Source organism: Thalassobaculum sp. OXR-137 (genome assembly GCF_034377285.1).
Lineage (GTDB): Bacteria > Pseudomonadota > Alphaproteobacteria > Thalassobaculales > Thalassobaculaceae > Thalassobaculum.
The window spans coordinates 2,886,489-2,911,902 of record NZ_CP139715.1; the positions used below are offsets into that span (position 1 = coordinate 2,886,489).

General features: G+C 64.2%; 25 protein-coding genes and 1 tRNA gene. 15 read left to right on the forward strand and 11 right to left on the reverse strand.

Features of this window, described 5'->3' with window-relative positions:
• Positions 1-47: 47 nt before the first annotated feature.
• From T8K17_RS13655 to T8K17_RS13670, 4 genes are all read left to right on the forward strand, one after another.
• Positions 48-788, forward strand: coding sequence for an SDR family oxidoreductase (locus T8K17_RS13655; protein ID WP_322330285.1), 741 nt, complete (start codon positions 48-50; stop codon positions 786-788).
• 11 nt (positions 789-799) lie between these two features.
• Positions 800-1,540: a glutamine amidotransferase-related protein gene (locus tag T8K17_RS13660; protein ID WP_322330286.1), complete on the forward strand. Its 741-nt coding sequence runs from the start codon at positions 800-802 to the stop codon at positions 1,538-1,540.
• An 8-nt stretch (positions 1,541-1,548) separates the two neighbouring features.
• Positions 1,549-2,343 (forward strand): AraC family transcriptional regulator, encoded by a 795-nt coding sequence (locus tag T8K17_RS13665; protein WP_322330287.1) that lies wholly within the window; start codon positions 1,549-1,551, stop codon positions 2,341-2,343.
• Between the two features lie 87 nt (positions 2,344-2,430).
• Positions 2,431-3,081, forward strand: coding sequence for a LysE family translocator (locus T8K17_RS13670; RefSeq protein ID WP_322330288.1), 651 nt, complete (start codon positions 2,431-2,433; stop codon positions 3,079-3,081).
• Positions 3,082-3,087: 6 nt separating this feature from the next.
• Here the strand turns inward: T8K17_RS13670 and T8K17_RS13675 are convergent, their stop codons facing one another.
• The 5 genes from T8K17_RS13675 to T8K17_RS13695 form a co-directional block, all read right to left on the reverse strand.
• Positions 3,088-3,621 carry a hypothetical protein gene (locus T8K17_RS13675; protein WP_322330289.1) on the reverse strand — a complete coding sequence of 178 codons (534 nt, stop codon included), beginning with the start codon at positions 3,619-3,621 and terminating at the stop codon, positions 3,088-3,090.
• Between the two features lie 94 nt (positions 3,622-3,715).
• Positions 3,716-4,579, reverse strand: a complete 864-nt coding sequence (locus tag T8K17_RS13680) for an ABC transporter permease (RefSeq protein ID WP_322330290.1) — start codon at positions 4,577-4,579, stop codon at positions 3,716-3,718.
• 16 nt (positions 4,580-4,595) lie between these two features.
• Entirely contained in the window at positions 4,596-6,200 is a 1,605-nt protein-coding gene (locus tag T8K17_RS13685) for an ABC transporter permease (RefSeq protein WP_322330291.1), read from the reverse strand.
• Positions 6,201-6,309: 109 nt separating this feature from the next.
• On the reverse strand, positions 6,310-7,383 hold the full coding sequence (locus tag T8K17_RS13690; RefSeq protein WP_322330292.1) for an ABC transporter substrate-binding protein: 1,074 nt from the start codon (positions 7,381-7,383) through the stop codon (positions 6,310-6,312).
• A 112-nt stretch (positions 7,384-7,495) separates the two neighbouring features.
• Positions 7,496-8,584 (reverse strand): ABC transporter ATP-binding protein, encoded by a 1,089-nt coding sequence (locus T8K17_RS13695; protein WP_322330293.1) that lies wholly within the window; start codon positions 8,582-8,584, stop codon positions 7,496-7,498.
• A 316-nt stretch (positions 8,585-8,900) separates the two neighbouring features.
• On the opposite strand from T8K17_RS13695, the gene T8K17_RS13700 reads away from it, so the two are divergent.
• Positions 8,901-11,354, forward strand: coding sequence for an FAD-dependent oxidoreductase (locus tag T8K17_RS13700; RefSeq protein WP_322330294.1), 2,454 nt, complete (start codon positions 8,901-8,903; stop codon positions 11,352-11,354).
• A gap of 771 nt (positions 11,355-12,125) precedes the next feature.
• Here the strand turns inward: T8K17_RS13700 and istB are convergent.
• The 4 genes from istB to T8K17_RS13720 form a co-directional block, all read right to left on the reverse strand.
• Positions 12,126-12,998, reverse strand: coding sequence for an IS21-like element helper ATPase IstB (gene istB / locus T8K17_RS13705; RefSeq protein WP_028793182.1), 873 nt, complete (start codon positions 12,996-12,998; stop codon positions 12,126-12,128).
• A complete protein-coding gene (istA, locus tag T8K17_RS13710) occupies positions 12,995-14,263 on the reverse strand; it encodes an IS21 family transposase (protein ID WP_028793183.1) in 1,269 nt (422 codons plus the stop codon). Before istA ends, istB begins: the two co-directional genes overlap by 4 nt.
• A gap of 252 nt (positions 14,264-14,515) precedes the next feature.
• Positions 14,516-15,367 carry a transglycosylase SLT domain-containing protein gene (locus T8K17_RS13715; RefSeq protein WP_322330295.1) on the reverse strand — a complete coding sequence of 284 codons (852 nt, stop codon included), beginning with the start codon at positions 15,365-15,367 and terminating at the stop codon, positions 14,516-14,518.
• Positions 15,368-15,428: 61 nt separating this feature from the next.
• A complete protein-coding gene (locus T8K17_RS13720) occupies positions 15,429-16,493 on the reverse strand; it encodes an N-formylglutamate amidohydrolase (RefSeq protein WP_322330296.1) in 1,065 nt (354 codons plus the stop codon).
• 283 nt (positions 16,494-16,776) lie between these two features.
• Between T8K17_RS13720 and T8K17_RS13725 the strand changes: the two genes are divergently transcribed.
• The 5 genes from T8K17_RS13725 (at position 16,777) to T8K17_RS13745 (ending at position 20,427) form a co-directional block, all read left to right on the forward strand.
• A tRNA-Val gene (locus T8K17_RS13725) sits at positions 16,777-16,851 on the forward strand.
• A gap of 100 nt (positions 16,852-16,951) precedes the next feature.
• Complete coding sequence (locus T8K17_RS13730; protein WP_322330297.1) at positions 16,952-17,950, forward strand: site-specific integrase; 999 nt, start codon at positions 16,952-16,954, stop codon at positions 17,948-17,950.
• Positions 17,951-18,077: 127 nt separating this feature from the next.
• A complete protein-coding gene (locus T8K17_RS13735; RefSeq protein WP_416153109.1) occupies positions 18,078-18,512 on the forward strand; it encodes a very short patch repair endonuclease in 435 nt (144 codons plus the stop codon).
• Positions 18,484-19,707, forward strand: a complete 1,224-nt coding sequence (locus T8K17_RS13740; protein ID WP_322330298.1) for a DNA cytosine methyltransferase — start codon at positions 18,484-18,486, stop codon at positions 19,705-19,707. Before T8K17_RS13735 ends, T8K17_RS13740 begins: the two co-directional genes overlap by 29 nt.
• A gap of 6 nt (positions 19,708-19,713) precedes the next feature.
• Positions 19,714-20,427: an Eco29kI family restriction endonuclease gene (locus T8K17_RS13745; RefSeq protein ID WP_322330299.1), complete on the forward strand. Its 714-nt coding sequence runs from the start codon at positions 19,714-19,716 to the stop codon at positions 20,425-20,427.
• A gap of 11 nt (positions 20,428-20,438) precedes the next feature.
• Here the strand turns inward: T8K17_RS13745 and T8K17_RS13750 are convergent, their stop codons facing one another.
• Complete coding sequence (locus tag T8K17_RS13750; protein WP_322330300.1) at positions 20,439-20,990, reverse strand: recombinase family protein; 552 nt, start codon at positions 20,988-20,990, stop codon at positions 20,439-20,441.
• Positions 20,991-21,313: 323 nt separating this feature from the next.
• Between T8K17_RS13750 and T8K17_RS13755 the strand changes: the two genes are divergently transcribed.
• From T8K17_RS13755 to T8K17_RS13775, 5 genes are all read left to right on the forward strand, one after another.
• Entirely contained in the window at positions 21,314-21,985 is a 672-nt protein-coding gene (locus tag T8K17_RS13755; protein WP_322330301.1) for a hypothetical protein, read from the forward strand.
• Positions 21,986-22,229: 244 nt separating this feature from the next.
• Positions 22,230-22,448 (forward strand): hypothetical protein, encoded by a 219-nt coding sequence (locus T8K17_RS13760; protein ID WP_322330302.1) that lies wholly within the window; start codon positions 22,230-22,232, stop codon positions 22,446-22,448.
• A 271-nt stretch (positions 22,449-22,719) separates the two neighbouring features.
• On the forward strand, positions 22,720-22,893 hold the full coding sequence (locus T8K17_RS13765) for a hypothetical protein (RefSeq protein WP_322330303.1): 174 nt from the start codon (positions 22,720-22,722) through the stop codon (positions 22,891-22,893).
• Positions 22,890-23,774, forward strand: a complete 885-nt coding sequence (locus T8K17_RS13770; protein ID WP_322330304.1) for a hypothetical protein — start codon at positions 22,890-22,892, stop codon at positions 23,772-23,774. The genes T8K17_RS13765 and T8K17_RS13770 overlap by 4 nt, the downstream gene beginning before the upstream one ends.
• Positions 23,771-24,472, forward strand: coding sequence for a hypothetical protein (locus T8K17_RS13775; protein ID WP_322330305.1), 702 nt, complete (start codon positions 23,771-23,773; stop codon positions 24,470-24,472). The genes T8K17_RS13770 and T8K17_RS13775 overlap by 4 nt, the downstream gene beginning before the upstream one ends.
• A gap of 102 nt (positions 24,473-24,574) precedes the next feature.
• On the opposite strand, the gene T8K17_RS13780 is transcribed toward T8K17_RS13775, so the two are convergent.
• Positions 24,575-24,895 carry a hypothetical protein gene (locus T8K17_RS13780; protein ID WP_322330306.1) on the reverse strand — a complete coding sequence of 107 codons (321 nt, stop codon included), beginning with the start codon at positions 24,893-24,895 and terminating at the stop codon, positions 24,575-24,577.
• Positions 24,896-25,414: the final 519 nt, after the last annotated feature.

Genomic DNA, 25,414 nt, shown 5'->3' on the forward strand with positions numbered 1-25,414 from the left:
CCTCTAGGGACGTGACGCCTTCCACCGTTGGGTCTAGGCTCCCGCCCATGTCAGACGACTCAAAGCTCATGCTGCTCACCGGGGCGAGCCGGGGTATCGGCCACGCCACCGTCCAGATCTTCGTGCGCCGCGGTTGGCGGCTTCTCACCTGCTCGCGCGACGCGCCGCCGGCCGAGTGCCTGCGCGACCCCGACCGGGCCTGGCACATCTCCGCCGACCTGTCCGATCCCAAGAGCCTGGACGCCTTCATCGACGAGGCGAACGAGTGGCTGGGCGACCGGCCGCTGCACGCGCTGGTGAACAATGCCGGCTGGTCGCCGAAATCCTCGTTCAAGGAACGTCTCGGGGTTCTGAACGGCGATCTAGAGGCCTGGCACCGGGTGTTCGAGGTCAACTTCTTCGCGCCGCTGAAGCTGGCGCGCGGCTTCGCCGGCTCCCTGCACAAGGGAAAGGGGGCGATCGTCAACATCACCTCCATCGCCGGCCACGAGATCCATCCCTTCGCCGGATCGGCCTATTCCACCTCCAAGGCGGCCCTGTCGGCGCTGACCCGGGAGATGGCGAACGAGTTCGCCGAGTTGGGCGTGCGGGTGAACGCGGTGGCGCCGGGCGAGATCGAGACCGCCATGCTGTCGCCGGAAACCGAGGTGCTGATCCCGCGCATCCCGCTGCAGCGGCTGGGCCAGCCCAAGGACGTGGCCGGTGCCATCTACTACCTGTGCAGCGACGACAGCGAGTATGTCTCCGGCACCGAGATCTTCGTGACCGGCGGCCAGCACATCCTCTGAGGAGAGCCGAGATGCGGATCTGCGTGATGGTATGCGCCCATGTCGGGCCGGACCTGGCCGATGTGCTGGACCCGTATCTGGAAATGTTCCGCCGCCTTCTCGCCCCGCATCTCCCGGAGGCGGAGATCACCGGCTCGATGATCATCGAGGGGACGTTTCCCGCCTCGCCGGAGGATCACGACGTCTACCTCTTCACCGGCAGCCCGCATGGTGTCTACGAGGATCTCGACTGGATCCGCCAGGCCGAGCGGTTCGTGCGCGAGGCCGCGGCCGCCGGCAAGGTGCTGATCGGCGGCTGCTTCGGCCACCAGCTCATCGCCCAGGCGCTGGGCGGCAAGGTGGTGAAGTCGGAGAAGGGCTGGGGCATGGGCGTGCACACCCATCCGCTGCTGAAGCGCGAAGCCTGGATGGAGGGCGGACCGGACCGGCCCAACGTGGTGGTCAGCCACCAGGACCAGGTGGTCGAGGCGCCGGAGGGCGCGGTGGTGCTGGCCGGAACTGAGTTCTGCCCGAACGCCATGCTGCGGATAGGCGACCGGATCCTGACCTTCCAGGGCCACCCGGAGATGACCGTTCCCATCGTGAACCGCCTGCTCGACTTGCGCGAGCAGCGGGTCGGGGCGGAGGTCTTCGCCGCCGGCAAGAAATCACTGGAGAAGCCGCTCGACCACGACGCCATGGGCGCCTGGATCGCCGGGTTCATCCGCCAGGCGCTGAACGCATCGGCCGGCAAGACCGAGGCGGCGGAGTAGGGCAGGCGATGGGACGCGGCACCGTCACCATCCGCCGCGGCGTGATCGACGGGGTCGACGCGGTCCTGGCCGATAGCGACCGCAGCTTTCCCAAACACTGCCACGATCAGTTCGGCGTCGGCGTGATCCTCGACGGCGCGCAGATCTCCGCCAGCGGCCGCGGTCAGGTGGAGGCCGAGGCGGGCGACGTGATCACCGTGAATCCGGGCGAGGTGCATGACGGGGCGCCGGTCGGCGGCGGGCGCCGCTGGTCGATGCTGTATGTCGACCCGCGCCGCATGGCCGCCCTGGCCGAGGGACTGGACGACGGCGCTGGAACCGTCTGCGAATTCACTGCACCGGTGGTGACCGACCCGCGGGTCGCCGCTCGGGTCAAGGCCATGATCGCCGCGCTCCACCGGGCGGCGTTCCGGGGCGAGACCCTGGAGAGCGAGGAGCGCAGCCTCCTGGTGCTGGCGCCGCTGCTCGGTGTCCGGGTCCGCGAGCCGGCACCGGATGGTGGGCTCCGCCGGGTGCTGGAGCTGATGGACGACGATCCGGCCGCACCTCTCTGCCTGGGGGACCTTGCCGCCGTGGCGGGGCTCAGCCGGTTCCAGATCGTGCGCGGCGTCGCGCGGGCAACCGGGTTGACGCCCCATGCCTATCTCCTGCGGCGGCGGATCGAGCTGGCCCGCCGGCATATCCGCGACGGCCTGCCGCTGGCCGAGGCGGCGGCGGCGAGCGGCTTCGCCGACCAGAGCCACATGACGCGGCTGTTCACCCGCAGCTTCGGCTATCCGCCGGGCGCCTACGCGGCGGCCTGAACGCCGCGCCTGCAACTTCGTTCAAGACCCCATGGGCCACGCTCCGCTCTTCTGACGGCATTCGATACTGCCGAAAGGAGAGACCGCGTGATCGACGAGACAGTCACTGCCGCCTTGGCCCCGGCCCTCGCGCCGGAATATCTGCTGACCTCTCTGGCGGTGTGCGTGATGCCGGGCACCGGGGTGATCTATACCCTGGCCCACGGGCTCGGGCGCGGCAGCCGGGCGAGCCTGATCGCCGCCTTCGGCTGCACGTTGGGGATCGTGCCGCACCTGATCGCCTGCGCGGTGGGGCTCGCCGCCCTGCTGCATTCCAGCGCGCTGGCGTTCCAGGCGGTGAAGCTGCTGGGTGTGGCCTATCTGTTCTACATGGCCTGGGGGATTCTGCGGGACGGCGGGGCGCTGGAGGTGACGTCGGAGCAGGAGGGGAGGCCGGCCCATCGCATTGTCCTGAGCGGCATCCTGCTCAACCTGTTGAACCCGAAGCTGACCCTGTTCTTCCTGGCGTTCCTGCCGCTGTTCCTGCCGGCGGACGCGGCGATGCCGGCGCTGTCGATCCTCGCCCTGGGATCGGTGTTCATGGCGATGACCTTCGCGGTGTTCGCCGTCTACGGGCTGTGCGCGTCGGCGGCCAGGACCTATGTCCTGGCGCAGCCGTCGGTGATGAAGGTGCTGAGATACGGGTTTGCCGGCGCCTTCGGCCTGCTGGGCCTGCGCCTGCTCTTCAGCGGGCGGTAGCGCGGGTCAGCCGCGCAGCCCGCGCACCCATTCGATGCGGCGGTCGATCTGGTCGATCTCGTGGCCCAGCCAGTCGTCCAGCAGGCCGCCGCCCCATTCCTCATGGGCGGCCAGATCGGCCAGACGCGCCCGCTCGCCCTGGTACATGACCTCGAGCGAATGGAGCTGCTCGTCGCGGCCCTCGGTGTCGAGTTGATCGATGAACCGCAGCTTGAGGGCGAGGACCAGCTTGTTCAGGTCGGACACGCCCGGGCGCAGCGGTGACGTCAGGTAGCCGGTCAGCGCCTCGCGGCCCTCGTCGCTGAGACGGAGCAGGGCGCTGTCGCCGGATCCCTTGCCGGGCACCGCCTCGATCAGGCCCTCGAATTTCAGCAGCTCGATCGAGGTGCCGAGCAGGTCGAGGGACGGGCCGACGATGCGGGCCGCGAACTCGCGAACCTCGGCGGACAGGTCGCTATAGACCTTGTCGCCCTCCGCCAGCAGGCCGAGCGCGGCGAGACGGATGGCTTCCTTGGGAACGAGAGAATTGTCGCGGTACATGCCCCTGCCTCCAGGCGTGGCGGTTCGTCACTGATATGATGCGTCCGCGTGGAAAAGTCCAGTGGCTTGTTGCGAATGATTCGCGAAAACGCCTTCAGTAGGTGACGCCCCGCATCCTCTCGTTGCGCCGGCGCAGCAGCTCGATGGTCGCCAGCAGCATGGTGGAGATGATGATCAGCAGGGTCGCCACGGCGAGAATCGTCGGGCTGATCTGTTCGCGGATACCGGCCCACATCTGCCGTGGGATGGTGCGCTGCTCGAACCCGGCCATGAACAGCACCACGACCACCTCGTCGAACGAGGTGACGAAGGCGAACAGGGCGCCGGAGATCACCCCCGGCAGGATCAGCGGCATGATCACCTTGAAGAAGGTGGTCGGCATGTCCGCGCCCATGCTGTTGGACGCCCGGATCAGGTTCTTGTCGAACCCGACCAGGGTGGCGGTCACGGTGATGACCACGAAGGGCGTGCCGAGCGCGGCGTGGGCGAGGATGACGCCGGTATAGGTCTGGGCCAGGGCGAAATCGGAGCCGAACGGGGCCGAGTAGAAGAAGAACATGGCCGCCGCGGTGATGATCAGCGGCACGATCATCGGCGAGATCAGGATGCCCATCAGCAGGCTCTTGGCCGGCAGCTCCGCCCGCGACAGGCCGAGAGCGGCCAGGGTGCCGAGGGAGGTGGCGACCAGGGTCGAGGCGATGCCGATGATGAAGCTGTTCTTGATCGAGTGCAGCCACTGCTCGTTGTTCACGATGTCGGCGTACCAGCGCAGCGAGAAGGCCTCCGCCTCGAACCGCAGCATTTCCGGCGTGAACGTGAAATATGGCTCCGCGTTGAAGGACAGCGGAATGATCACGAGGATCGGGATGATCAGGAAGAAGAAGATCGCCGCACAGATGAGCCGGTACACGTAATACCAGACCCGCTCCAGGGGACCCGCGTAGCTGGGAATTGCCATGTCGCCGTCCCTCCGCTCAGCCGAGCTTCATGTTGTCGATGCCGACCAGCCGGTCGTAGAGCCAGTACATGATCAGAACCCCGCCGAGCAGGATCGTGCCGAGCGCGGCCGCAAGGCCCCAGTTCAGCGACTTCTGCATGTGATAGGCGATGAAGTTGGAGATGAGCTGGCCGTCCTGGCCGCCGACCAGGGCCGGGGTGATGTAGTAGCCGATGGCCAGAATGAAGACGAGGATCGAGCCGGCGCCGATGCCGGGCACTGTCTGCGGCATGTAGACCCGCACGAAGGCGATCAGCGGATTGGCGCCCAGCGATCGGGCCGCCCGCATGTAGCTCGGCGAGATCGTCTTCATCACCGAGTACATCGGCAGCACCATGAACGGCAGCAGGATATGCGTCATGGCGATGATCGTGCCGGTCATGTTGTAGATCATCTCGATCCGGTTATCGTCGGAGATGATCCCCAGGAACACGAGCGTGTCGTTGATCACGCCCTGGGTCTGCAGCAGCACGATCCAGGAGGTCGTGCGCACCAGCAGCGAGGTCCAGAACGGCAGCAGCACCAGGATCAGCAGCAGGTTTCCCTTGGACGGCGGCAGCGTCGCCAGCAGGTAGGAGATCGGATAGGCCAGGATCAGGCAGGCGAGCGTCACGCCGAGGGAGACGTAGATCGTCTTCATGAAGAGCTGGACGTAGATCTGCTTCCATTCCGGCTGCATGACGATGTTGCCGTCGATGTCGTACGTCCGGTCGACCGCGTTCAGGTAGTAGCTGAAGGTGACCGGCGAGGAGACCTGCTTGATGATCTTCCAGGTCTTCTGCTCGCCCCAGTCCTTGTCGACGCCGACCAGCGCATAGCGCAGCGGGTTGTCGCGGATATCGCCGGCCGAGGCGGCGGTCTTCTCCAGCGTCGTGGCCAGCTTCCTGTTCTCCGCCTGCACCAGGGGCAGTAGGCGGGCGAGCGAGCCGTCGGCCTTCGCCTTCTCCAGCTCCGACAGGATCGTCGGGTAGGTTTCCGGCTTCGGCGTCTTCTCCGCGAAGGGCGAATTGCCGGTCTCCCACTTGCGCAGCAGGGCGGCGGTCTCCGGCAGAACCTCGGCGAATTCCGGGGTTTCCGCCAGTTCGTCCAGGGTCGGCCAGGTCTTCTTGTCCTCCCAGCCCTTGTCGAAGCCGACCAGGGCGAACTGCATCGGGTCTTCTTCGATCTTGGCGGCGGCCCGCTGCGACTTGTTGATCAGCGAGCGGAAGCCGCCGTCCTCGTAGTTCAGGCGGGCGCCCATGCGGCCGACATTGCGCCGCTGCCCCTCGCCGCGGTCGCCCATCTCCTTGATGAAGGCGGCGAAGACGGCGTCCGGCGGCATGCCTTCGCCGTCCCACTTCTCCAGTTCGGCAACGGTGAGGGGGATGGCGTCGTTGACTTCCGGGTTGTCGATGCTGCGCATCAGCATGTCGACGATCGGGAAGATGAAGGTGATCAGAATGAACAGCAGCAGCGGTGCGACCAGCAGGAAGGCGCGGATCTTGCTGCGTCGGGTGGCGCGGGCCAGAGCCACCTTCAGCGGCGTGCCGTCGGCCATGGTCAAGGGCCGTGCCGGGCCTGCCTCTTCAATAGCATGCGCCATCCGGATCTCCCGCGATCAGGTTGTCGGCCGCTCTGACGAGCGGTGCGAGAAAGGTCAAAACGAATGAATGGGGAGGGGAGAGCGGCGGACCGCTCCCCCCGATAAGGTCTTAGCTGGCGAGCCAGGCGTTGAAACGCTCGTTCAGCTCGTCGCCGTAATCCGCCCAGAACTCGAAGTCGTTCTGCAGCGGGTTCTTGAAGTTGGCCGGCGCGGTCGGCATGTGCGGCTGCATGTCCGGCAGAACCTTGTCGAAGGACGACTTACGGACCGGGCCGTAGGAGATCCACTTCGCCTGGTCGGCGAGGCGCTGGGTGTCGGTGGAGAACTTGATGAACTCCCAGGACTGCTCCATCTTCGGGGCGCCCTTCGGGATGACCCAGAGGTCGATGTCCCACACTTGGCCGTCCCAGACGATCTCGAACGGCTTCTTCTCGTTCGCGATCGCGTTGAACAGGCGGCCGTTATAGGCGGTGGTCATCACGACCTCGCCGTCGGCCAGAAGCTGCGGCGGCTGGGCGCCGGCTTCCCACCAGATCGTGTCGTTCTTGATGGTGTCGAGCTTCTTGAAGGCGCGCTCCACACCCTCCGGGGTCGCCAGCACGTCGTAGACCTCGCCGGACGGCACGCCGTCGGCCATCAGGGCGAACTCGAGGTTGGCCTTCGGAGCCTTGCGCATGCCGCGCTTGCCCGGGAACTTCTCCAGGTCGAAGAAGTCGGCGATGGTGGTCGGGCCGTCCTTGAACTTGGTCGTGTCGTAGGCGTAGACCGTCGACCAGACGATGGTTCCGACCGCGCACTCATGCACCGTGCCGGCGATGAAGTCCTCGGCCGCAGGGGTTCCGTCGTCACCGGCCGGCAGATCTTCGGTCGGCAGCACTTCGAGGATGCCCTCGTCGCAGCCGCGAACCGCGTCGGACAGCTCAACGTCGACCAGGTTCCAGGTCACGTTGCCGGCCTCGACCTGGGCGCGGATTTCGGCGAGACCGCCGTTGTAGTCCTCGGAGTTGATCGTATCGCCGGTCTTCTCGATCCACGGCTTGTGGTAGGCCTCGACCTGGCTCTTGGTGTAGGCGCCGCCCCAGGACACGATGGTCAGGGTCTCCGCGGCGGAGGACGTCCCAGCGTAGCCGAGCGTGGCAAACGCCAGCGCCGCGACTCCCGCCGACTTCAATAGATGGTTCATTGAACAAGTCTCCCTGTGTTGTGCCGGAAGTTTCCGGCGACTGCCCCTGAAGTCTTTGTGTTCGAGGGCCGGACGGGGGTCGCGACCGGCCCGTACTCCCAGATGGCGACGGTCAGGCGTCGAGCGCCCGACAATCGTCCAGGGCCCAGCCGACCTGAACCTTCTGTCCTCGGCTCAATGACGCGTGGGCATGGGAATTCGGCACCTTGACGATGAACTCGTCATCGCCGCAGGTGCTGACGCGCGTGCGGATGTGGTCGCCGAGGTAGATGAGCTCCTCGACGGTGGCATCGAACACGTTGGGCATGGATCCGGGGGCCGGGTCGAGTGCCACCCGCTCCGGGCGCAGCGACAGGGTCGTCTTCGAGCCGACGCCGTCGTGATTGACGCTCAGGGCCTGGATGATGTGGCCGTCCACATCGACCGTGCAGCTCGTGCCGCTGACCTCCTTCACCGTCCCGTTCAGTCGGTTGTTCTCGCCGATGAACTGGGCGACGAAGGCGTTGTCCGGCCGTTCGTACAGGTCGGGCGGCGGGGCGAGCTGCTGGATCTTGCCGTCGTTGAACACGGCGATCCGGTCCGACATGGTCAGCGCCTCGGACTGGTCGTGGGTCACATAGACGACCGTCATGCCGAGCTGTTCGTGGATGTGCTTGATCTCGTACTGCATCTGCTCGCGCAGGTTCTTGTCGAGCGCGCCGAGCGGCTCGTCCATCAGCACCAGATCGGGCTCGAAGACCAGCGCGCGGGCCAGGGCCACGCGCTGCTGCTGGCCGCCGGAGAGCTGGCCGGGACGCCGGCCGCCGAAGGCGCCGAGTTCGACCATGTCCAGCGCCCGCTGAACCTTGGCCTCGGTATCCGCCTTGGACATTTTCCGGACCTGCAGCGGGAACGCCAGGTTCTCGGCGACGGTCATATGCGGAAACAGGGCATAGTTCTGAAAAACCATCCCGATCCCGCGCTTGTGCGGCGGCACGTGATTAAGCTCACGGCCGCCGAGCATGATCGTCCCTTCCGTAGGCGTCTCGAAACCGGCCAGCATCATGAGACAAGTCGTTTTGCCGGACCCGGAAGGTCCAAGCATGGTCACGAACTCGCCAGCCTGAATATCGAGATTGAGGTCTTTAACGACGAGGATCTCCCCGTCATAGGTCTTCTGGACCTCTACGAATTGGACGAACGGCGTCTTTTTTTCCGCCATGTCCCCCTTGCCACCCTAGACTCGAGCCGTGCCGCTCTCCCTGTAACGACACGCCCTGTTCGGCACGGCATTGCGTGCCCTTTGTTTGACGAAACCCTAAGACAACGGCGCGCGGGCTGTAAAGCGTGGCGTGCAACGCCCACGCGAACCTCGCCCTGAAGCGCGGCAACCTGCGCCATTGCCACAAATCCGACACCCGACCGTCGCCTACGGGTCGAGAGCGGTTTGCGAACGGCGTCACTCTGCGCCCATGGCGGGCCGAGGGGTCCGATGTCGGTGGCGGGGCGAGTCCCTGATGCGGTTGCGGGAGACGGATATGAAGGATACGGCTCGGGTCGTCGTTATCGGCGGGGGCGTGGTCGGGGTGAGCACGCTGTACCACCTCGCCAAGAAGGGCTGGTCGGACTGCGTGCTGCTGGAGCGCACCGAGCTGACCGCCGGCTCCACCTGGCACGCCGCCGGCCTGCTGCCGCTGTTCAACATGAGCTATTCGGTCGGCCAGCTGCACCAGTACTCGGTCGAGCTGTACAAGACCCTGGAGGCGGAGACCGGCCAGGACGTCAGCTTCCACGGCGTGGGCAACCTGCGGCTCGCCACCAACCGCGACCGCATGGACGAGTACCGCAATTACCAGTGCACGGCCGAGACCATCGGCGTCGACTGCCATCTGGTCGGCGTCGACGAGATCAAGAAGCTGTGGCCGCTGATCAACGCCGAGGGGCTGATCGGCGCCCTGTGGCACCCGACCGACGGCCATATCGCGCCGGTCGACGTGACCATGGCCCTGGCCAAGGGCGCGCGGATGCACGGCGGCACGATCCACCAGCACACCGAGGTGACGGGGATCGAGCGCGACAACAACGAGTGGATTGTCCACACGATGCAGGGCGGGCAGGCGGTCTCGATCCGCTGCGAGCATGTGGTCTCGGCCACCGGCAACTACGCCCGCCAGACCGCGCTGATGGTCGGCCTGCAGATCCCGGCGATTCCCGTCGAGCACCAGTACATCGTCACCGACGTGGACCCGACCCTGAAGGCCTATCGCGAGGCCGGGAATCCGGAGCTGCCGGTGCTGCGCGAGTCCGACAGCCAGTACTATTTCCGCGAGGAGCGCATGGGCTGGATCCTCGGCCCCTACGAGCGATTCGCCCCGGCCTGCTTCGTCGACGGCGTGCCGTCGACCTTCGAGAAGGACCTGTTCCCGGGCGACCTGGAGCGGCTGATGCCCCATGTGGAGGCCTGCCTGAACCGGGTACCGTCCTTCGAGACCGCCGGCATCAAGGACATCGTCAACGGCCCGATCTCCTACACGCCGGACGGCAACCCGATGGTCGGCCCGGCCTTCGGCCTGCCGAATTTCTGGCTGTCCGAGGGCCACAGCTTCGGCGTCACCGCCGCCGGCGGTGCCGGCTGGCAGCTCGCCAACTGGATCGTCGACGGCGAGCCCTCGGTCGACATGATCGGCGTCGATCCCCGGCGCTTCGGCGTGGTCTCCAAGAACTTCGCCAAGATCAAGAACGAGGAGGCGTACGAGCACGTCTTCGTCAACCACTTCCCCATGGAAGAGCGCGAGGCCGGCCGCCCGGCCAAGACCGTGCCGATCCACGGCCGGCTCGATGCCGCAGGCGCGGTCTGGGGCGCGCGCTTCGGCTGGGAGCGGCCGAACTGGTTCGCGCCGGAGGGAGTCGCCCGCAAGGACGAATACTCGTTCCGCCGCTCCAACTGGTTCCCCCATGTGGGCAACGAGGTGGCGGCGATGCGCGAGCGGGTCGGCCTGCTGGAGCTGTCGTCCTTCGCCAAGTACATGGTCGAGGGACCGGGCGCGCGGGCCTGGCTCGACCGCATGGTTGCCAACATCATCCCGAAGAAGATCGGCCGCATGAGCCTCAGCCATGCGCTGAACCCGTCGGGCTCGATCCGCTCGGAATTCACCATCTCGCGCCTGCCCGACGGGCTGTACGGCGAGCGCTTCTACCTGGTCGGTCCGGGTGCGGGCCACGACTACGACTGGGACTTCCTCACCAAGCAGCTGCCGCGCGACGGCTCGGTCTTCCTCTCCGACCTGACCACCCAGTACGGCGTGCTGGTGCTGGCCGGACCGATGGCCCGCAAGGTGCTGGAGAAGCTGGCCGATGCCGACGTGTCGAACGAGGCCTTCCCCTGGCTGACGGTGCAGGACATCCCGGTCGGCTGGTGCCCGACCGTGCGCGCCCTGCGGGTCAATTTCGTCGGCTCGCTGGGCTGGGAGCTGCACCACCCGATCGAGTACCAGGCGCATCTCTACGACGCGATCATGGAGGCGGGCCGCGAGTTCGATATCGGCCTGGTCGGCATGCGCGCCATGGACAGCATGCGCCTGGAGAAGAGCTACCGGCTCTGGGGCACCGACCTGAACGCCGAGAACTCGGCGCTGGAGGCGGGGCTGAACCGTTTCGTGCGGCTGAACAAGGGCGATTTCGTCGGCCGCGACGCGCTCACCCGGCAGCAGGAGGCCGGGGTGCCGAACACCTACTGCACGCTGGAGATCGACGCGGAGGATGCCGACAGCTTCGGCAACGAGCCGGTGTTCATGGACGGCGAGGTGGTCGGCCGCGGCACCGCGGGCGGCTACGGCCACCACGTGAAGAAGTCGCTGATGCTGGGCTATGTGAAGACCGAGTTCGCCGAAATCGGCCGCGAATGCCAGGTCCGCGTCATGGGCGAGCTCCGCCCGGCCCGCATCGTCCCGGAGAGCCCCTACGACCCGGACAACGAGATGCTGCGGGCATAGCCGCGGGACGAGATCGCGAACGGACCCGAGGGGCGGCGGCCGGATTGGCTGCCGCCCTTTCTCGTGGCGGCGCTGAGGACCACCCTCTTCGCCCACTCCCCGGATTTATGCCGGGGCAACGCCCAGGCCACACCGAATCCCTAACGCTCATGCGATCTGATGGGATCGCCCCGGAATAAATCCGGGGAGTGGGAGCAGGTGGAAGGTGAGGTGGCAATTGTCGGCCGCCCGGACGTCGCCCGTAAACGCCGCCAGCCGGGCAACTCTCTCTCACCCAACGCACTCCCCGGATTTATTCCGGGGCAACGCTTAGGTCACACCGAACCCCCCGACGCTCATGCGCTCCGATGGGACCGCCCCGGAATAAATCCGGGGAATGAGAGAAGGGGGAAGTGAGGAGGCAATTGTCGGCCGCCCAGAGGTCGCCAGTGACCGCCGCCAGCCGGGCAACTCTCTCTCCCCAATACACTCCCCGGATTCATTCCGGGGCAACGCTTAGGTCACACCGAACCCCCCGACGCTCATGCGCTCCGATGGGACCGCCCCGGAATAAATCCGGGGAATGAGAGAAGGGGGAAGTGAGGAGGCAATTGTCGGCCGCCCAGAGGTCGCCAGTGACCGCCGCCAGCCGGGCAACTCTCTCTCCCCCCAAATACACTCCCCGGATTTATTCCGGGGCAACGCCCAGGTCACACCGAATCCCGACGCTCATGTCAATGCCGCCCGTAATTTCCCCAGAAGCGCCGAAGTAAATTTCCCCAGTTTCGCCGGTCAGGTTGTCGCGGTGATGTGGTCGTTTTTGGGCGGCCGTCCCCTTGGCCGTCGTAGCGGTGCTGGGGTCGGCGGTGTGATGGTAGCCTTGGAGCGGACGTGCTCGGGCATGAGGTCGGCGTGCTGGCGCAACCGGTAGCTGGAGCCTTCGATCTGGATGACCAGAGCATGATGCAGCAGGCGGTCGAGGAGTGCGGTGGCGACGACCGGGTCTCCGAACACCTCGCCCCATTCGGCAAAGCCGCGGTTGGAGGTCAGGACCATCGCACCACGCTCGTATCGGGCGTTGACCAGCTGGAAGAACAGGTTGCCACCCCCAGGAACGACGGGCAGGTAGCCGATCTCGTCAACGATCAGCAGAGCCGGTCGACAGAAGAAGCGTATGCGTTCCGTCAGCCGTCCCTCGCGCTCGGCGCGGGCGAGTTGCCCGAGCAGGTCGGCGAGTGTGCAAAAGTAGACACTGCGCCCTGCCTTCACCGCCTCGACGCCGAGGGCGATGGCCAGATGGCTCTTGCCGGTGCCGGGCGGGCCGAGGAAGTGGACGACCTCGCAGCGACCGATAAAGCCGAGTTGTGCGAGGGTGAGGATACGATCGCGGTCGAGCGACGGCTGGAAGGAGAAGTCGAACCCTGAGAGCGTCTTGATGGTCGCCAGTCGGCCCATGCGCAGGGCCGTCTTGATGCGGCTGTTCTCGCGCAGGGTCAGTTCCTCGGCGAGCAGCATGTCGATGGCCTCCAGAGCACCGATCTCCCCGTGCTCGAGGCGGCGCACGACCTGATCGAGGGCTTCCAGGGCGCGTGGCATTTTCAGACCGACCAGATCGTGGCGGATCCGCTCCAGGGTCGACGGGGTCAGATCACCTGGAGCGCTCATGACCGGCACTCCCGGGCAAGACGGCGAGCGACAGCGTCGTAGAACTCCAGGGAGCGCTGAGCGACCACGTCGCCGGTTCGGCTGACGACCACATCTCCGTCGGCTCCACGTCTTCGTCCTGTGGAGCCCCCTCCTTTTCGGTGTCCAGGAGCCACCCGGCGCTGGTGGCGGCCTTCCAGGACCGGATGGGTCGCGATCAACGTGCCGTCCTCGAAGATCCTGATCTCCTGGGCGAGCGTGTGCACCTCGACCGTGCGCCGCCGGGTGGCATCCGGAACGCTGTAGAAGTTGCCACCGACGCTTACCATCCCTTCCCGGGAGATCCGTCGCTCCAGACGTAGTACGGAGCGGAACGGCGCCAGAGGCAGAACCAGCAGGTGCGGCTTCTCCTCGGCGAACGCCTCGTTCACGACCCGCCGGGTTGTGGCATGCACCCTGGGATTGGCGACACTGTCCAGCCAGCGCCGCAGCTGCTCGTTCAGATCGTCCAGGTTGCGGAACGAACGGGCCAAGAAGAAGTCCTCGCGGATGTATCGGAACGGCCGCTCGACCTTGCCCTTGGTCTTGGCCCGGTAGGGCTGGCACGCGCGCGGGTGGAAGCCATAGTGGCGGGCCAGATCCACAAGGGCCCTGTTGTAGACGATGCCGCGCGGCTCCCCGTCAGCAGCTTCGCCGATCACCGCCGTCTTCATGCGGTCGTAGAGAAGCTCGCGTGGCACGCCGCCGATCGCGTCGAAGGCGGCGACGTGGCAGCGCAGCACTGTCGCTAGGTCCTGATGGGCGACGAACCGTGCCCAGATCAGGCGGCTATGCCCCAGGACCAGCGAGAACAGCCACACGATCCGCGGCTGTTCCGGCTCATCGGTGAACACCACCTGGAACTGAGCAAAGTCGACCTGTCCTTGCTGACCGGGAGGTGTCTCGAAGCGGATCTCATAACCCGGTGTCGGCGCGGGACGGATATCACGCAGATAATCCGTCACCGCCGTATAGCCGCCGCTATAGCCGAGGTCCCGCAATTCTCGCAGCAGCCGGGCGCCGGTCAGGCCAGGCCACGTCATCACGCGTTCGCGCAGATAGGGGGTGTACGGATCCAGCAGACGTGACCGTGGCCTGCGTGGGCCATAGCTCGGTGGCTCCAGGCCGCGCTCGATGTAGCGACGAACGGTCTTGCGGTCGAACCCGCTCTCCCGTGCGATCGCCGATATAGACAGCCCCTGCCGATGCAGTTCCAAGATCATGAGCATCTCTCCCAGTTTGATCACCGCCGAACTCCTCTCGCCGACCGAGAGGAGCATCGGCAACTCGCCGCCGCCGGTCATCCGGGGCGCGCCCCGGATGACCGGCGACACGCCAACTGGGGAATTTTCAAACGGCGGTTCTGGGGAGATTCACTCCGGTATCAACACCTCATGCGATCCGATGGGATCACCCCGGAATAAACCCGGGGAGTGAAGGGGAGGGACGTGTGGTGAAGGGGAGTGTGGGTATTACCCGCGGCACTATGTGCCGCCGACTCATCCCCCCTGGCGCTGCGCCTCGCGCTTGGCCTTGCGCTCGCGGAAGGCCGCCAGGGCCGCTTCCTTGCGGGCCTCGAACTCCGACATCATCCGCGCCTCGGTCAGCGCCGCCTGGCGCTGCAGGAAGGCCACGTTCGCCGCCCGCGCCGCCGTGCGCACCCGCTGCAGTTCGGCCTGACGCTCGCGGTCCTTCATGAGCGCCTGGCGCTCTTCCTCGCGCTGGCGGGCGATCTCCGTGCGCACCACCGTCCGGCCGGCGGCGCTGGCCACCAGGTGCTCGCGCTGGCCGTACCACAGGTCGTAGACCTTCTGCTGGTAGCCGGCGCCGCGATCCTTGTCCCGCGAGTGGTACTGCGCCACCGCCGTCGGCCAGGAGCGGGCGCTGTCGTTCAGGTCGGCCAGGAAGGCGGCCGCGTACTCGGCATTCGCTTCCGGGTCGAACGCGTGCTCCAGGTTCCGGAACGCGTCGCCGTGGTAGTACAGGTTGATCTGCATGCAGCCGACATCGATGTTGGTGATGCCCCGGGCCTGCAGCCGCCGCACCTCGGCAATTGCCGCCTCCTTGCTCGGCAGATATCGCCCGATCCCCTCAGCCATCACCGTCCAGGGCCAGGAAAAGCTTGCCTTGTAGTCGCTGCTCCAGCGGCCGGTCTCGGCCAGCGAGATGGCGGCGAGCAGGTAGGGCGGCAGGTGATTGTCGATCTCCGCCTGCCGGGTCGCGGCCACGCACAGGCCGTGGGCCTCCGGCGTTGCCGGGGCCGCCGGGGCGGCCCGGACGGGGGCGGGAAGGGACGCGGCGAGCAGGGCTGCGAGCAGCGTCAGAACGGAAAAGGCGTGGGCAAACGGCATGGCGGACCTCCTGTGCCGGAGGTAAAGCAAGCGCCGTGCCAGATCTTAGTGAAGAGGCGCCTCAGTCGGCGTCGCCCAGCGGGCGCCGCGGATCGAAGCTCGCCAGGCCGGCGATCGCCCGGCGCATGTCGGCGGCGAGCCGCTGCAGCCCGGCGGTGCGCTCCAGCCGCTTCTCGTTCATGTACAGGCCGCGCTTCACCTCGATCTGCAGCGCGTGCACGCCCAGGTCCGGGCGTCCGTAATGCCGGGTGACGTAGCCGCCGGCATAGGGGCTGTTGCGGCGCACCCGGTAGCCCTGGTGGCCGAGCAGCCGCTCCACCCGGCTGGTCATCACCGGCGAGCAGCTCGTGCCGTGGCAGTCGCCCAGCACGATGTCGCCGACCGGATAGCTGCGCCCGTCGGCGCCGATGGTCTGCACGTTGGACGGCATGGAATGGGCGTCGACCAGGATGCAGAAGCCGAAGCGGTTGCGGGTCTCCTCGATCGCCTCGGTCAGGGCGGCGTGATAGGGCCGCCAGTAGCCCTCGATCCGATGCTCCGCGTCGCGGAAGGCGAGCTTGTCGGCATAGACCGGCACCGCGTTGGAGACGACCCGGGCGATGGTCCCCAGCCCGGCGGCGATTCGGGCGTTCCGGGTGGTCACGTAGTCCGGCAGCGGGTCGGAGAACATGGCCGGATCGAGTTCGTAGGGCGCGCGGTTGGCGTCCACATAGACCCGCGGGAAGGTGGCGGCGACCAGCGGCGCGCCGAGCTCCGGGGCGGCGGCGAACAGCTCGTCCACGAAACTGTCCTCGCTGGAGCGCAGGGTGCGCTCGTCGAGCCCGGTGCGGGTCAGCAGGTCGTCCGGGTAATGCCGGCCGGAATGGGGCGAGGAGACGACGATCGGCAGGGTCTGGCGCACCGGCCGCAGCACCTTGACCGGCGGCGGCGCTGGATCGGCGGCGCCGGGGTGGGAGCCGGCGAGGGCGGCGCCGGGGGCGGCAGGCATGGCGGCGGGAAGGGCGGCGGCCGCGACAGATGGGGCCGGAGCCGGCAGGGCGGGTCCGGTCGCTGGATCGCAGGACGCCGCGGCCGTCGGCATGCCGAGGTCAGCGGAGTCGGGCAGGCTGTCGGCGCGCTCGTCCATGTCTCTTCAGATAGAGCAACACGGCGCCGCTGTCACCGGTCTGAGCGCGTCGACGGCACCGTGACGCAGGCCGGCGCTGGCCCCGTCGGCGGGCCGGAACCCGCGGTGTCCGGCGCTCGGAAGCGGGGCCGTGGCGGGGGAGGGGCGGGAGTGTTGAAGACGGATGCGAAAATAGGGTTGCCAAGCTCCGAGGAGGGCATTAAGACCAGCCGTTCGCGGCACGGAGTTTCCCGTCAGTGCCGCCGCCGAAGGGGCCTCTCGGGGTCGCAAGCACCGGCACAGTGGGCGCGTAGCTCAGCGGGAGAGCACTACGTTGACATCGTAGGGGTCGCTGGTTCAATCCCAGCCGCGCCCACCACGCATCCGGTTGATGTCATTGACATTTCCGGGGTCAGGCTAGGTCCAAAATTCGATGAAGACCGTTGCTGTCACACTTCGTGTCACAGTGAGGTCCACCCATGCCCACCATCCGCAAGCGGAACCGCCGCTGGCAGGCCCAGGTGCGTGTCGCCAACAAGGCCCCCATCACCAAGACCTTCGACCGTTACCAGGACGCCGTCGCCTGGGCAGCCGAGACGGAGAAGAACGTCCGCCGGTCGCTCGCGAATGACACCGGCATTCGTGTCGCGCAGACGACCCTGGGTGACCTGATCGACCGGTACCAGCGGGAGATCACACCAGCCAAGCGCAGTTCGGAGGTTGAGGCGCTGCGCCTGGGAAAGATGCGAAGGGACGCGATCTCAGGTCTGGCGCTGTCAAAGCTCTCCCCCTCGGTGGTGTCGGACTATCGTGATCGCAGGATGGCTGAGGTGTCCGTCGATACTGTCAGGCGCGATCTCGGCACGCTGCAGCATGTCTGGGATGTCGCGCATCGCTCCTGGGGGCTGGTGGGGCTCGATAACCCCTTCCGGCTGGTGCGGAGGCCCAGCCCAGCGCCTGGGCGCTCACGTCGCCTCTCAGTGGAGGAGCAGGCCCGCCTCGAAGCGGCCTGCGCGAAATGTAGGAATGAGTTTGTCCCGCTGGTGGTGAGGTTCGCCCTGGAGACGGCGATGCGCCAGGGTGAGATCCTGGCATTGCAGAAGCGAGACATTGATATGGGGCGCCGGCTGGCGCTGGTGCGCTACTCGAAGAACGGGCGAAGCCGCTTGGTGCCGTTGAGTGAGACGGCCCTATCGGCCGCCAGGGACGCCACCAGCCGCTCCGGTGAGGAGCGGGTGTTCCCGCTGACGGCAATGTCGGTCAAGCTCGCTTGGCGGCGCGCCCTGAAGCGCGCAGACCTCGAAGACCTGCATTTCCACGACCTTCGGCATGAAGCGATCAGCAGGATGTTCGAGATGGGCCTCAGCATGCCTGAGGTTGCTCTGGTGTCAGGGCACCGCACACCAGCCATGCTGATGCGGTATGCACATGCCGACGTGGAGCGGATCGCCTCGATGCTTGGCGACGGGAGTTCATAGCTGGTGACGGGGGCGCCTACTGACACAGTGACCACCGCACCGAGCTTCTGCTTGCACGCGAGGATCTCACCTGTGGCTGAGAAAGAGCCCTCGGTCACCGATAGAACAGAGTGGAGCATTTGACGACATGGACACCCTAACCCCGGAACAACGGAGCGAGCGCATGTCTCGCGTCCGGGCGAAGGACACCAAACCAGAGATGCTGGTGCGGCGGCTCGTTCACGCTCTTGGCTATAGGTTTCGGCTCCATCGAAAAGATCTACCCGGGGCTCCGGATCTGGTCTTTCCGGGTCGAAGAAAGGTGATCTTCGTTCATGGCTGCTTCTGGCATCGCCATGAGGACTGCCGGCTCGCTCGACTGCCGAAATCGCGTCGAGAATTTTGGGTCGAAAAGTTGGAAGGCAACCGTCTTCGCGACAGGGCGAATCAGCTAAGGTTGGTTGAAATGGGTTGGAGGTCGCTGGTGATCTGGGAATGCGAGACCCGAGATTCGAACGTGCTCCGGGAGCGGGTCCGCCACTTCTTGGAAGAAGGTGAAAAAGGCGATGTTACAATCACTTGAACTATTCACTGGTGCGGGCGGTCTGGCCCTGGGGCTTTCCATGGCGGGGTTTAAGCCTGTGGCCGTGGTGGAGCGCGATCGGTGGGCTTGCGACACCATCCGAGAGAACCAAGCCCGAGACTTCCCGCTGGTCAGGGACTGGCCCCTGTTCGAGTGCGATGTGCGAGAATTCGACATGTCGGTCGTTCCCGAGGGCATCGACCTAATTGCAGGGGGACCGCCCTGCCAGCCGTTCTCTCAGGGCGGTAAACACAGAGGGTTCTCCGACACACGCGACATGCTCCCCGTCATGGTCGAGTTCGTCAGGAAGGTTCGCCCGAAGGCCTTCATTATCGAGAACGTCAAGGGCCTGACGAGGCCCAGCTTCTCGAGTTATCTGACCTATATATTATTGCAATTGACGCATCCCGAGCTGGCGCCAAAGCCCGACGAGGAATGGACGGATCATCTTGCCCGGCTCCAGACGTTGGACACTTCGAGCCCTCGTCATGGCCTCACATATAATGTCGTGCACGAAGTTCTGAATGCGGCGAACTTCGGCGTCCCGCAGCGCCGTGAGCGGGTCTTTATTGTTGGCTTCCGAAGTGACATCGACGCTCGCTGGAGCTTTCCAAGAGAGACCCACAGCTTGGACGCGCTGCTCGCCCAGCAGCACATCACCGGCGAATACTGGGACCGTCATCAGATCAAGCGGACTGTACGTAACCAGCCTCTGGGACGCTTCGGCCAGCGTGTTGATCGACTGAGACAATCAAACTTGCTGCTTGACCATGCGCCGTGGCGGACGGTCCGTGATGCGATTGGCAGCATGCCTGACCCGGAGGCTGGTGCGGGGATCTTTCGGGACCATCGGTTCCAACCTGGTGCAAGGACCTACACCGGCCACACAGGCAGTGACTTGGACCTGCCAGCAAAGACATTGAAGGCGGGCGATCACGGAGTTCCTGGTGGCGAGAACATGTTCGTCAAAGACGATGGCAGCGTGCGATATTTCACGGTGCGAGAGAGTGCGCGTCTCCAAACGTTCCCTGACGGCTATGCGTTTCACGGAGCGTGGGGAGAAGCGATGCGTCAACTCGGGAATGCGGTGCCAGTGTCCCTGGGGCGCACGGTCGGAGCGTCGGTGGCACGACGGTTGATCGAGTGGAAGGAGCGCGACCTGAAGCAGCAATTCCAGGCAAGTTTGGAGCGATGAGGGACCATGCCCCCGCAGAAGCCATATAATCCGCTTGACCGAACGAACCTTGGCGCAAGTGTGGCGGGGGCACTCCTCCGCCAGGAGGTTGTGCCACTGGTTGCGTTAAAGACATTCGTCGGGGCGGGGGTTTATGCCCTTTATTACACTGGTGATTTCGCTCCTTACGAGACGGTGGCCGCCAGGAATGCTGATGGCAAGTTCCAGCAACCTATCTATGTAGGCAAGGCAATCCCAGAAGGCGGCAGGAAAGGCGGCGGTGCGGGTATTGTGCAACCTGTCGGCCCATATCTTTATCGCCGTTTGACTGCTCATAGGAACAGTATAAAGAAGGTCTTCAAGTATAGTCAGGACCAAAGACCACCGATCAAGAACCTGAAGCCAGAGGACTTTTGGTGCAGATACTTGGTTGTTGAGGACATTTGGATTCCACTTGGAGAAAGCCTAATGATTGCTTCCTTCAGCCCCGTCTGGAACATAGTGGTTGAAGGCTTTGGTAACAACGCGCCCGGCAGCGGACGCGAAAAAGGCATGAGGCCACGGTGGGATGTGTTGCATCCCGGCCGTCCTTGGGCGGACCGCTGTGAAGCACGCGAGGAAACCGCTGATCAAATTGCAGAAGAGGCTCGGCAGCACCTTGAGAACCATTCAGTCATTGGTGACGAGGCCTTGCTTATGACGCAGGTTGACGGTGACCTGGACGATAGCGGCTTGGCATAGGCCATACGCCGCTACTGCGGATCGGACATGATTCTATAGACGCTTGCACGACCGATCCCGAGCCTTGTGGCTATCTCGGTTGCCCCCATTCCTTGGTCGCGTAGCGCCAACACCTCACTCGCCATTGCCCGTGCGGTAGGCTTGCGTCCTTTGTACTTCCCCTCAGCTTTCGCCTTGGCGATCCCCTCGCGCTGACGCTCAAGCATCATCTCCCGCTCGAACTGAGCGATGCTGCCCAGGACATTCAGGACAAGCGTGCCCGTCGCCGTGGAGGTGTCGATGCCGAGTCCCTCGATCCGCAGGTGGGCCCGCTTGCGCCTGATGGTGTCGATGATCTCGCCCAGATGGACGGTCGAGCGCGCCAGCCGGTCGAGCTTGGTGACCACCAGCGTGTCACCTTCCCGCATGAAGTCCAGAGCGGCCGCCAGAGCCGCTCTGGGCGCCACTGACGAGACCTTTTCGGAGAAGACCTTCTCACACCCCAGGGCGCGCAGATCGCGCTCCTGGGCGTCCAGGCCCGCCTCCTGGTCGATGGTGGATGTCCGTGCGTATCCGATCAGCATGTCTCGCTCTCGCCGTCTCATTGAACCCTAGAACATGGTGAGATTGATTGTCTCAAAAATCAATATGACTTTTGTGAGACGCGCTGAGCCCACCATGCCAGCGACTCACACGGGCAGGAGCTAATGAGACGAGGAGGGCGTGCTATGCTCGGCAGGAACGCAGCCACTTCGCCAATTCGCAATCGTTTTACGTATTGTGGACGGAGTCCGAGATGAGCATGTCAATGCTGATTGGAAATGGCGAACTTTTTGATCGTTGCGTTTCTGTGGATAGTTGAATGATGATATGTATAAAACCGTATTGTGATTCGAAGGATAGATAGATGGACCGGTTTTTTATTCCAATATTTTCCGCAGGATTCATTGCCGGGGCACTCATAATGGCGCTTCTTGACATAACGGTTGATGGATCATGGATTTCTGAGAACCAAACTATTTCAGCTGGCCTTCTGGCGCTCCTCGGCGCACTTCTGACCGTGATTATTATTGTTTTTAAAGACTTTCGGGAATTCAGTGATCGAAAAGATAGGATTCGTGCTGATATAAGGTTTTCCCTCTCAGCTTTTTTAGATTACTGCGAAGATTCTCTCAGATACACAAAGTGCTTGAATGAAAATTCAAATAACGATGATGCGATGAACTCAGAGGTTCTGCCCGAGCAAATCCACGAACGACATATATCTGCACTGTCAGAAGCTGCAACTGTCGTAAATTCTCATGAAAAAGCATATTTTCAAAAAGCCCTTCTTCAGTATCAGGTACTCGATGCACGCCTGAGAGGGGTCAAAAAAACTCTTGAAAAAAACGTTTCTGGCGGAAATGTACTCGGTGTCATCAGTGAGTACAACCTGATCAACTATGGCGTAAATGCGCTTCAGTTGCGCGATACGGTTGAGCAGATATACGGCCTATTGAATGAACAGATGCCGTTTTCGTTCGGAGGGCGGCGCGAGGAACTCGAAGCCCGGGTCCGACATGAGTGGGACTTTTTGTAGTTTACGTTGTTAGCATCGGCCCAGACATGAGGGGGTAGCCCCTCACCTTCGCCGCCGGGACTCCTGCGCAATCCTTTACCCGGCCCCTGCTATATTTTTCGCAAAATCTGCAGTGTTCGGCCCAACCATCGACGGGTCAGGCGAACTTCGGAGAGGTTGCGTGGACAACTATTTACGTCACTAGACTCAATGAAAGCAGCAACTTAGCCTCTCATCGGAAGCCATCACATGCGGGGGGCTGGACATGGAGACAGATATCAGGGCCGTGCTGCTAGCTCTTGCCGATCAGGTTGAAGCAATGCGGCCAGCATTTGGCGGCGATGCCCGACTTCTCCTCAGCCGCCTGGATCATGCACTTCGTGGCGACGCCGACGCTATTGCCGAGATCACGGCGTACCAGGGGACGAGAGCCCCAGGTATCCGAGCGCGAGTGGCCGAGATCGATACGTTGATCTTCGGCTAGCAAGCATTGGTGTGGCTAGAAACGGAGGGGTGGCACGGTCGGCTACCTCGTCAGCTCTGCGCTCAATCCTTTGAATTTATTGTGAAAAGTGGCGCTAAGGGTCGATCGTTGTGTAGGAATAATCCGCCTATTATTGTGTCCCAAGTACGGCTCGCGCTCTCAGGTGATCATCGGCATTCGCGATACACATTTTGTTGGTCAACAGGGACGAAAAACGCCAGACCCTTGCCCATCATGACGGCTCCTATGAACAAACGAAAAAGGAGACGTCATGACATTTCACGTTCGCGCCGGAATTGAGCAATGGGTCCTGGAGCTACTCAAGGCCGCTGCAAACCAGGAGCGCCGGTCGCTCGCCAATATGGCCGGAAAGATCCTCACCGACCACTTCGAAGCCCGACGGGCATTGGCTGTGGATCGCCTGGAAGAGGTGGCGTCATCATGACTGGTACCACCGATATGAAGAAGGGGGCGCTTGCGACGCCCCCTTCGGACATTAGCGTTCTCGATCCGTCGTCAACGGACTTCGATGTTATCGCATGGTTCGGGCGGGCACATCGTCCCGTGACACCGGAGGAGTGCCGGCTCAAGCTGGACGTTCTTCGGGAACTGCGCCAGAGACAGGACGATCCCGGCTACCGTGATCCTGACCTGCCAGCGAACCGGAATATCCCGGCGAACTTCGGCGAGACTAATGATCAGCGGGACGAGCGCCTGCTCCGTGAGCGAGCACAGCGGCGTGCCTTGCCGCCACTGTGGCGGCCGGCTCAAGTCGAGTACGAGGGGCGGATAGTATCTCTCGCTCCACTTTATGTGTGCCGTGACGGCGATATGGTCGTTTGTGACAATCGCCATCGCGATGGCTTCGGCCGAAAGCCGGGCTTTCTGAATGCTGCCAGCGGTCGGTTTCGTGTGGTTCGGCGGATAGATGGGGTGCGGCGATGGTTGTACCGCTACCAGATCGTCGCAGCCACGTTTCTTTGCTCACCGCCAGACGGTAAGCGCAGTGTCTGCCATATCGACGGCGACCCGACCAATGACAGCTACGCGAACTTGTACTGGGGGGACCACAAGGACAATGGTCGAGACATGATTGCGCATGGGCGTTCCATGCAAGGCGCGCGCCATCCAATGTCGAAGCTCACGGAGGCCGGAGCCCTGCAGATCCTGGGAGCCGTAGTCCGGAACGGTGGCCCATTGAACGCCGCCGACGCTAGAGAGTTCGCCGAGCGACTCAAGGTTGCAGTCAATACCGTCCACAATGTCAGCTATGGACGGGCCTGGAGGCACCTTCACGAACAAGTCGGGTACAAGAGGACAGCGTGACGGAGCCCGACCCGAATGGCATTCCCCGCCGTCAAGGTGGGGAATTGCCCGACCTTTCATTGGCGCCAGCAGGCAAAGAGGCCACTTCGGACATCCGCCTAGCAGCCAGCAGGAGCAGGCCGTCAGCCGTTGAGCGCGATGGTGAGTTTGTCGATCGGTTCGGCCCGCAAGTCGCAATGGCGGGCTTCACGCAAATACCTATCGCCCTGCTGCGCGAGCTTGTCCGTGCAGCTAAGTTGAAGCCGATCCATTTCGCGATCCTCACCGATCTGCTCGGGTACTGGTTCTACGAAGGTCGAGATCCGTTTCCAGGTCAGGCGACCGTCGCCGCAGACATAGGCGCCGGGAAGACGGCGGTGAAGGAGGCGATGGCTCGCCTGGAGAGCCTGGGCCTCGTCCGACGCGAGCGCCGATATCTGAAGAGCAACGGCAACCGCACCAGTGACCAGTACGACTTGAGACCGCTGATCTCGGTCCTTCAGGACATAGCCAAGGGCCGGAAACCGACCCTTGGAGCGTCAAGCCAAGAGCCGGATTCCGGCCTTAGTCTAGGGTCGGAAAGCGGCCAGGAAATAGACGAAGGGGTTAATCAGAGTAAGTCAGTTGAGAGGGGGCGTGCGTCAGCACACGCCCCCTCTCGGGACAGCTTGGTTTCCGACGAAGAACGGCGCGAACTCATCAAGGACATGTTTGGGTGAGATGGGGGTATGGCGGCTTCGACACCAAGCGCAGGGCGCACCCGCCCGCCTTGACGGCGGCGGGAGCGGGGTCTCGATTGATCTCTCTGCTGGTGCCGGAAGTCAGTCAACGTCCAGGTCGTCTGGCGCACCAAGCCGACGGCAGATGGCCCGGTACAGCCCAACTTCAAATCCAGGCATGCGGGTCAGGTCATCGGCACCGTTCTCCAGCGCACGCTTCAGGTCTCCGTCACCGACCTGCCAAACCCGCACATCCGCCATGCGGAGCGTCAGGGCGGTTGCCGCACCGTTGGTGCCGAACCCCTCAATGGCGGTCTCGCAGACCAGGGAGAAGCTGACGGAGCCGGACTCGTACAATCCGACCATGGCGTCGACTCGCTCCATGGCGTTCGGCACCAGCGGGACAAGCTGGACGCTGGTCATAGGAGGTCAGCCAGGAGCTTCAGAAGGGGGAGGAGCCAATCCATGTGCGGGCCTCCCTGCTAGTCGTTGCTGTAGGAGCCCGGGCCATAGATGTTCGCGCCCGATTTGCAGTACCAGGAGCCGTCCGGATACTGCACGGGGCGCTCCTTCGGGATGTTCGGCGCACCCCCGGACCATGTGATCGGACCACAGGTGCAGAACTCACCCTTGCAAACATACTCCGGCAGGCCCCCGTCCGTGACGCAACCCGCCAAGCAGGCGGCTCCTACCGTAATGCCAACCAATCGAAACACGCGAATCATCCCCCTGTCGGTGCAGTGATAAAGTGTTCTGACGCGCCGGATGATTTCAGCGTGGAGTCCCTGCCGCAATATTCGATCTGATGCTCGCGCCCGATAATCCCCCGGCCCTGGCGACGATGTCCTGCGAGGCGCTGTGGAGTCCGTGGAGCAGCTCCTTGACGTTCCCGCCACCCACCTACTCGAACCCGCCCTCAGGCCACTCAGCGGGCCTGAGGGA

Excerpts from the sequence above, each read along its gene's own strand:
- T8K17_RS13770 (WP_322330304.1), top strand. The coding sequence starts at position 22,890 with ATGACTGGTACCACCGATATGAAGAAGGGGGCGCTTGCGACGCCCCCT.
- T8K17_RS13780 (WP_322330306.1), bottom strand. The coding sequence starts at position 24,895 with ATGACCAGCGTCCAGCTTGTCCCGCTGGTGCCGAACGCCATGGAGCGA.
- T8K17_RS13730 (WP_322330297.1), top strand. The coding sequence starts at position 16,952 with ATGCCCACCATCCGCAAGCGGAACCGCCGCTGGCAGGCCCAGGTGCGT.
- T8K17_RS13655 (WP_322330285.1), top strand. The coding sequence starts at position 48 with ATGTCAGACGACTCAAAGCTCATGCTGCTCACCGGGGCGAGCCGGGGT.
- T8K17_RS13690 (WP_322330292.1), bottom strand. The coding sequence starts at position 7,383 with ATGAACCATCTATTGAAGTCGGCGGGAGTCGCGGCGCTGGCGTTTGCC.
- T8K17_RS13700 (WP_322330294.1), top strand. The coding sequence starts at position 8,901 with ATGAAGGATACGGCTCGGGTCGTCGTTATCGGCGGGGGCGTGGTCGGG.
- T8K17_RS13720 (WP_322330296.1), bottom strand. The coding sequence starts at position 16,493 with ATGGACGAGCGCGCCGACAGCCTGCCCGACTCCGCTGACCTCGGCATG.
- T8K17_RS13755 (WP_322330301.1), top strand. The coding sequence starts at position 21,314 with ATGGACCGGTTTTTTATTCCAATATTTTCCGCAGGATTCATTGCCGGG.
- T8K17_RS13765 (WP_322330303.1), top strand. The coding sequence starts at position 22,720 with ATGACATTTCACGTTCGCGCCGGAATTGAGCAATGGGTCCTGGAGCTA.
- T8K17_RS13675 (WP_322330289.1), bottom strand. The coding sequence starts at position 3,621 with ATGTACCGCGACAATTCTCTCGTTCCCAAGGAAGCCATCCGTCTCGCC.
- T8K17_RS13745 (WP_322330299.1), top strand. The coding sequence starts at position 19,714 with ATGCCCCCGCAGAAGCCATATAATCCGCTTGACCGAACGAACCTTGGC.
- T8K17_RS13680 (WP_322330290.1), bottom strand. The coding sequence starts at position 4,579 with ATGGCAATTCCCAGCTACGCGGGTCCCCTGGAGCGGGTCTGGTATTAC.
- T8K17_RS13695 (WP_322330293.1), bottom strand. The coding sequence starts at position 8,584 with ATGGCGGAAAAAAAGACGCCGTTCGTCCAATTCGTAGAGGTCCAGAAG.
- T8K17_RS13660 (WP_322330286.1), top strand. The coding sequence starts at position 800 with ATGCGGATCTGCGTGATGGTATGCGCCCATGTCGGGCCGGACCTGGCC.
- T8K17_RS13715 (WP_322330295.1), bottom strand. The coding sequence starts at position 15,367 with ATGCCGTTTGCCCACGCCTTTTCCGTTCTGACGCTGCTCGCAGCCCTG.
- istB (WP_028793182.1), bottom strand. The coding sequence starts at position 12,998 with ATGAGCGCTCCAGGTGATCTGACCCCGTCGACCCTGGAGCGGATCCGC.
- T8K17_RS13685 (WP_322330291.1), bottom strand. The coding sequence starts at position 6,200 with ATGGCGCATGCTATTGAAGAGGCAGGCCCGGCACGGCCCTTGACCATG.
- T8K17_RS13760 (WP_322330302.1), top strand. The coding sequence starts at position 22,230 with ATGGAGACAGATATCAGGGCCGTGCTGCTAGCTCTTGCCGATCAGGTT.
- T8K17_RS13665 (WP_322330287.1), top strand. The coding sequence starts at position 1,549 with ATGGGACGCGGCACCGTCACCATCCGCCGCGGCGTGATCGACGGGGTC.
- T8K17_RS13735 (WP_416153109.1), top strand. The coding sequence starts at position 18,078 with ATGGACACCCTAACCCCGGAACAACGGAGCGAGCGCATGTCTCGCGTC.
- T8K17_RS13750 (WP_322330300.1), bottom strand. The coding sequence starts at position 20,990 with ATGCTGATCGGATACGCACGGACATCCACCATCGACCAGGAGGCGGGC.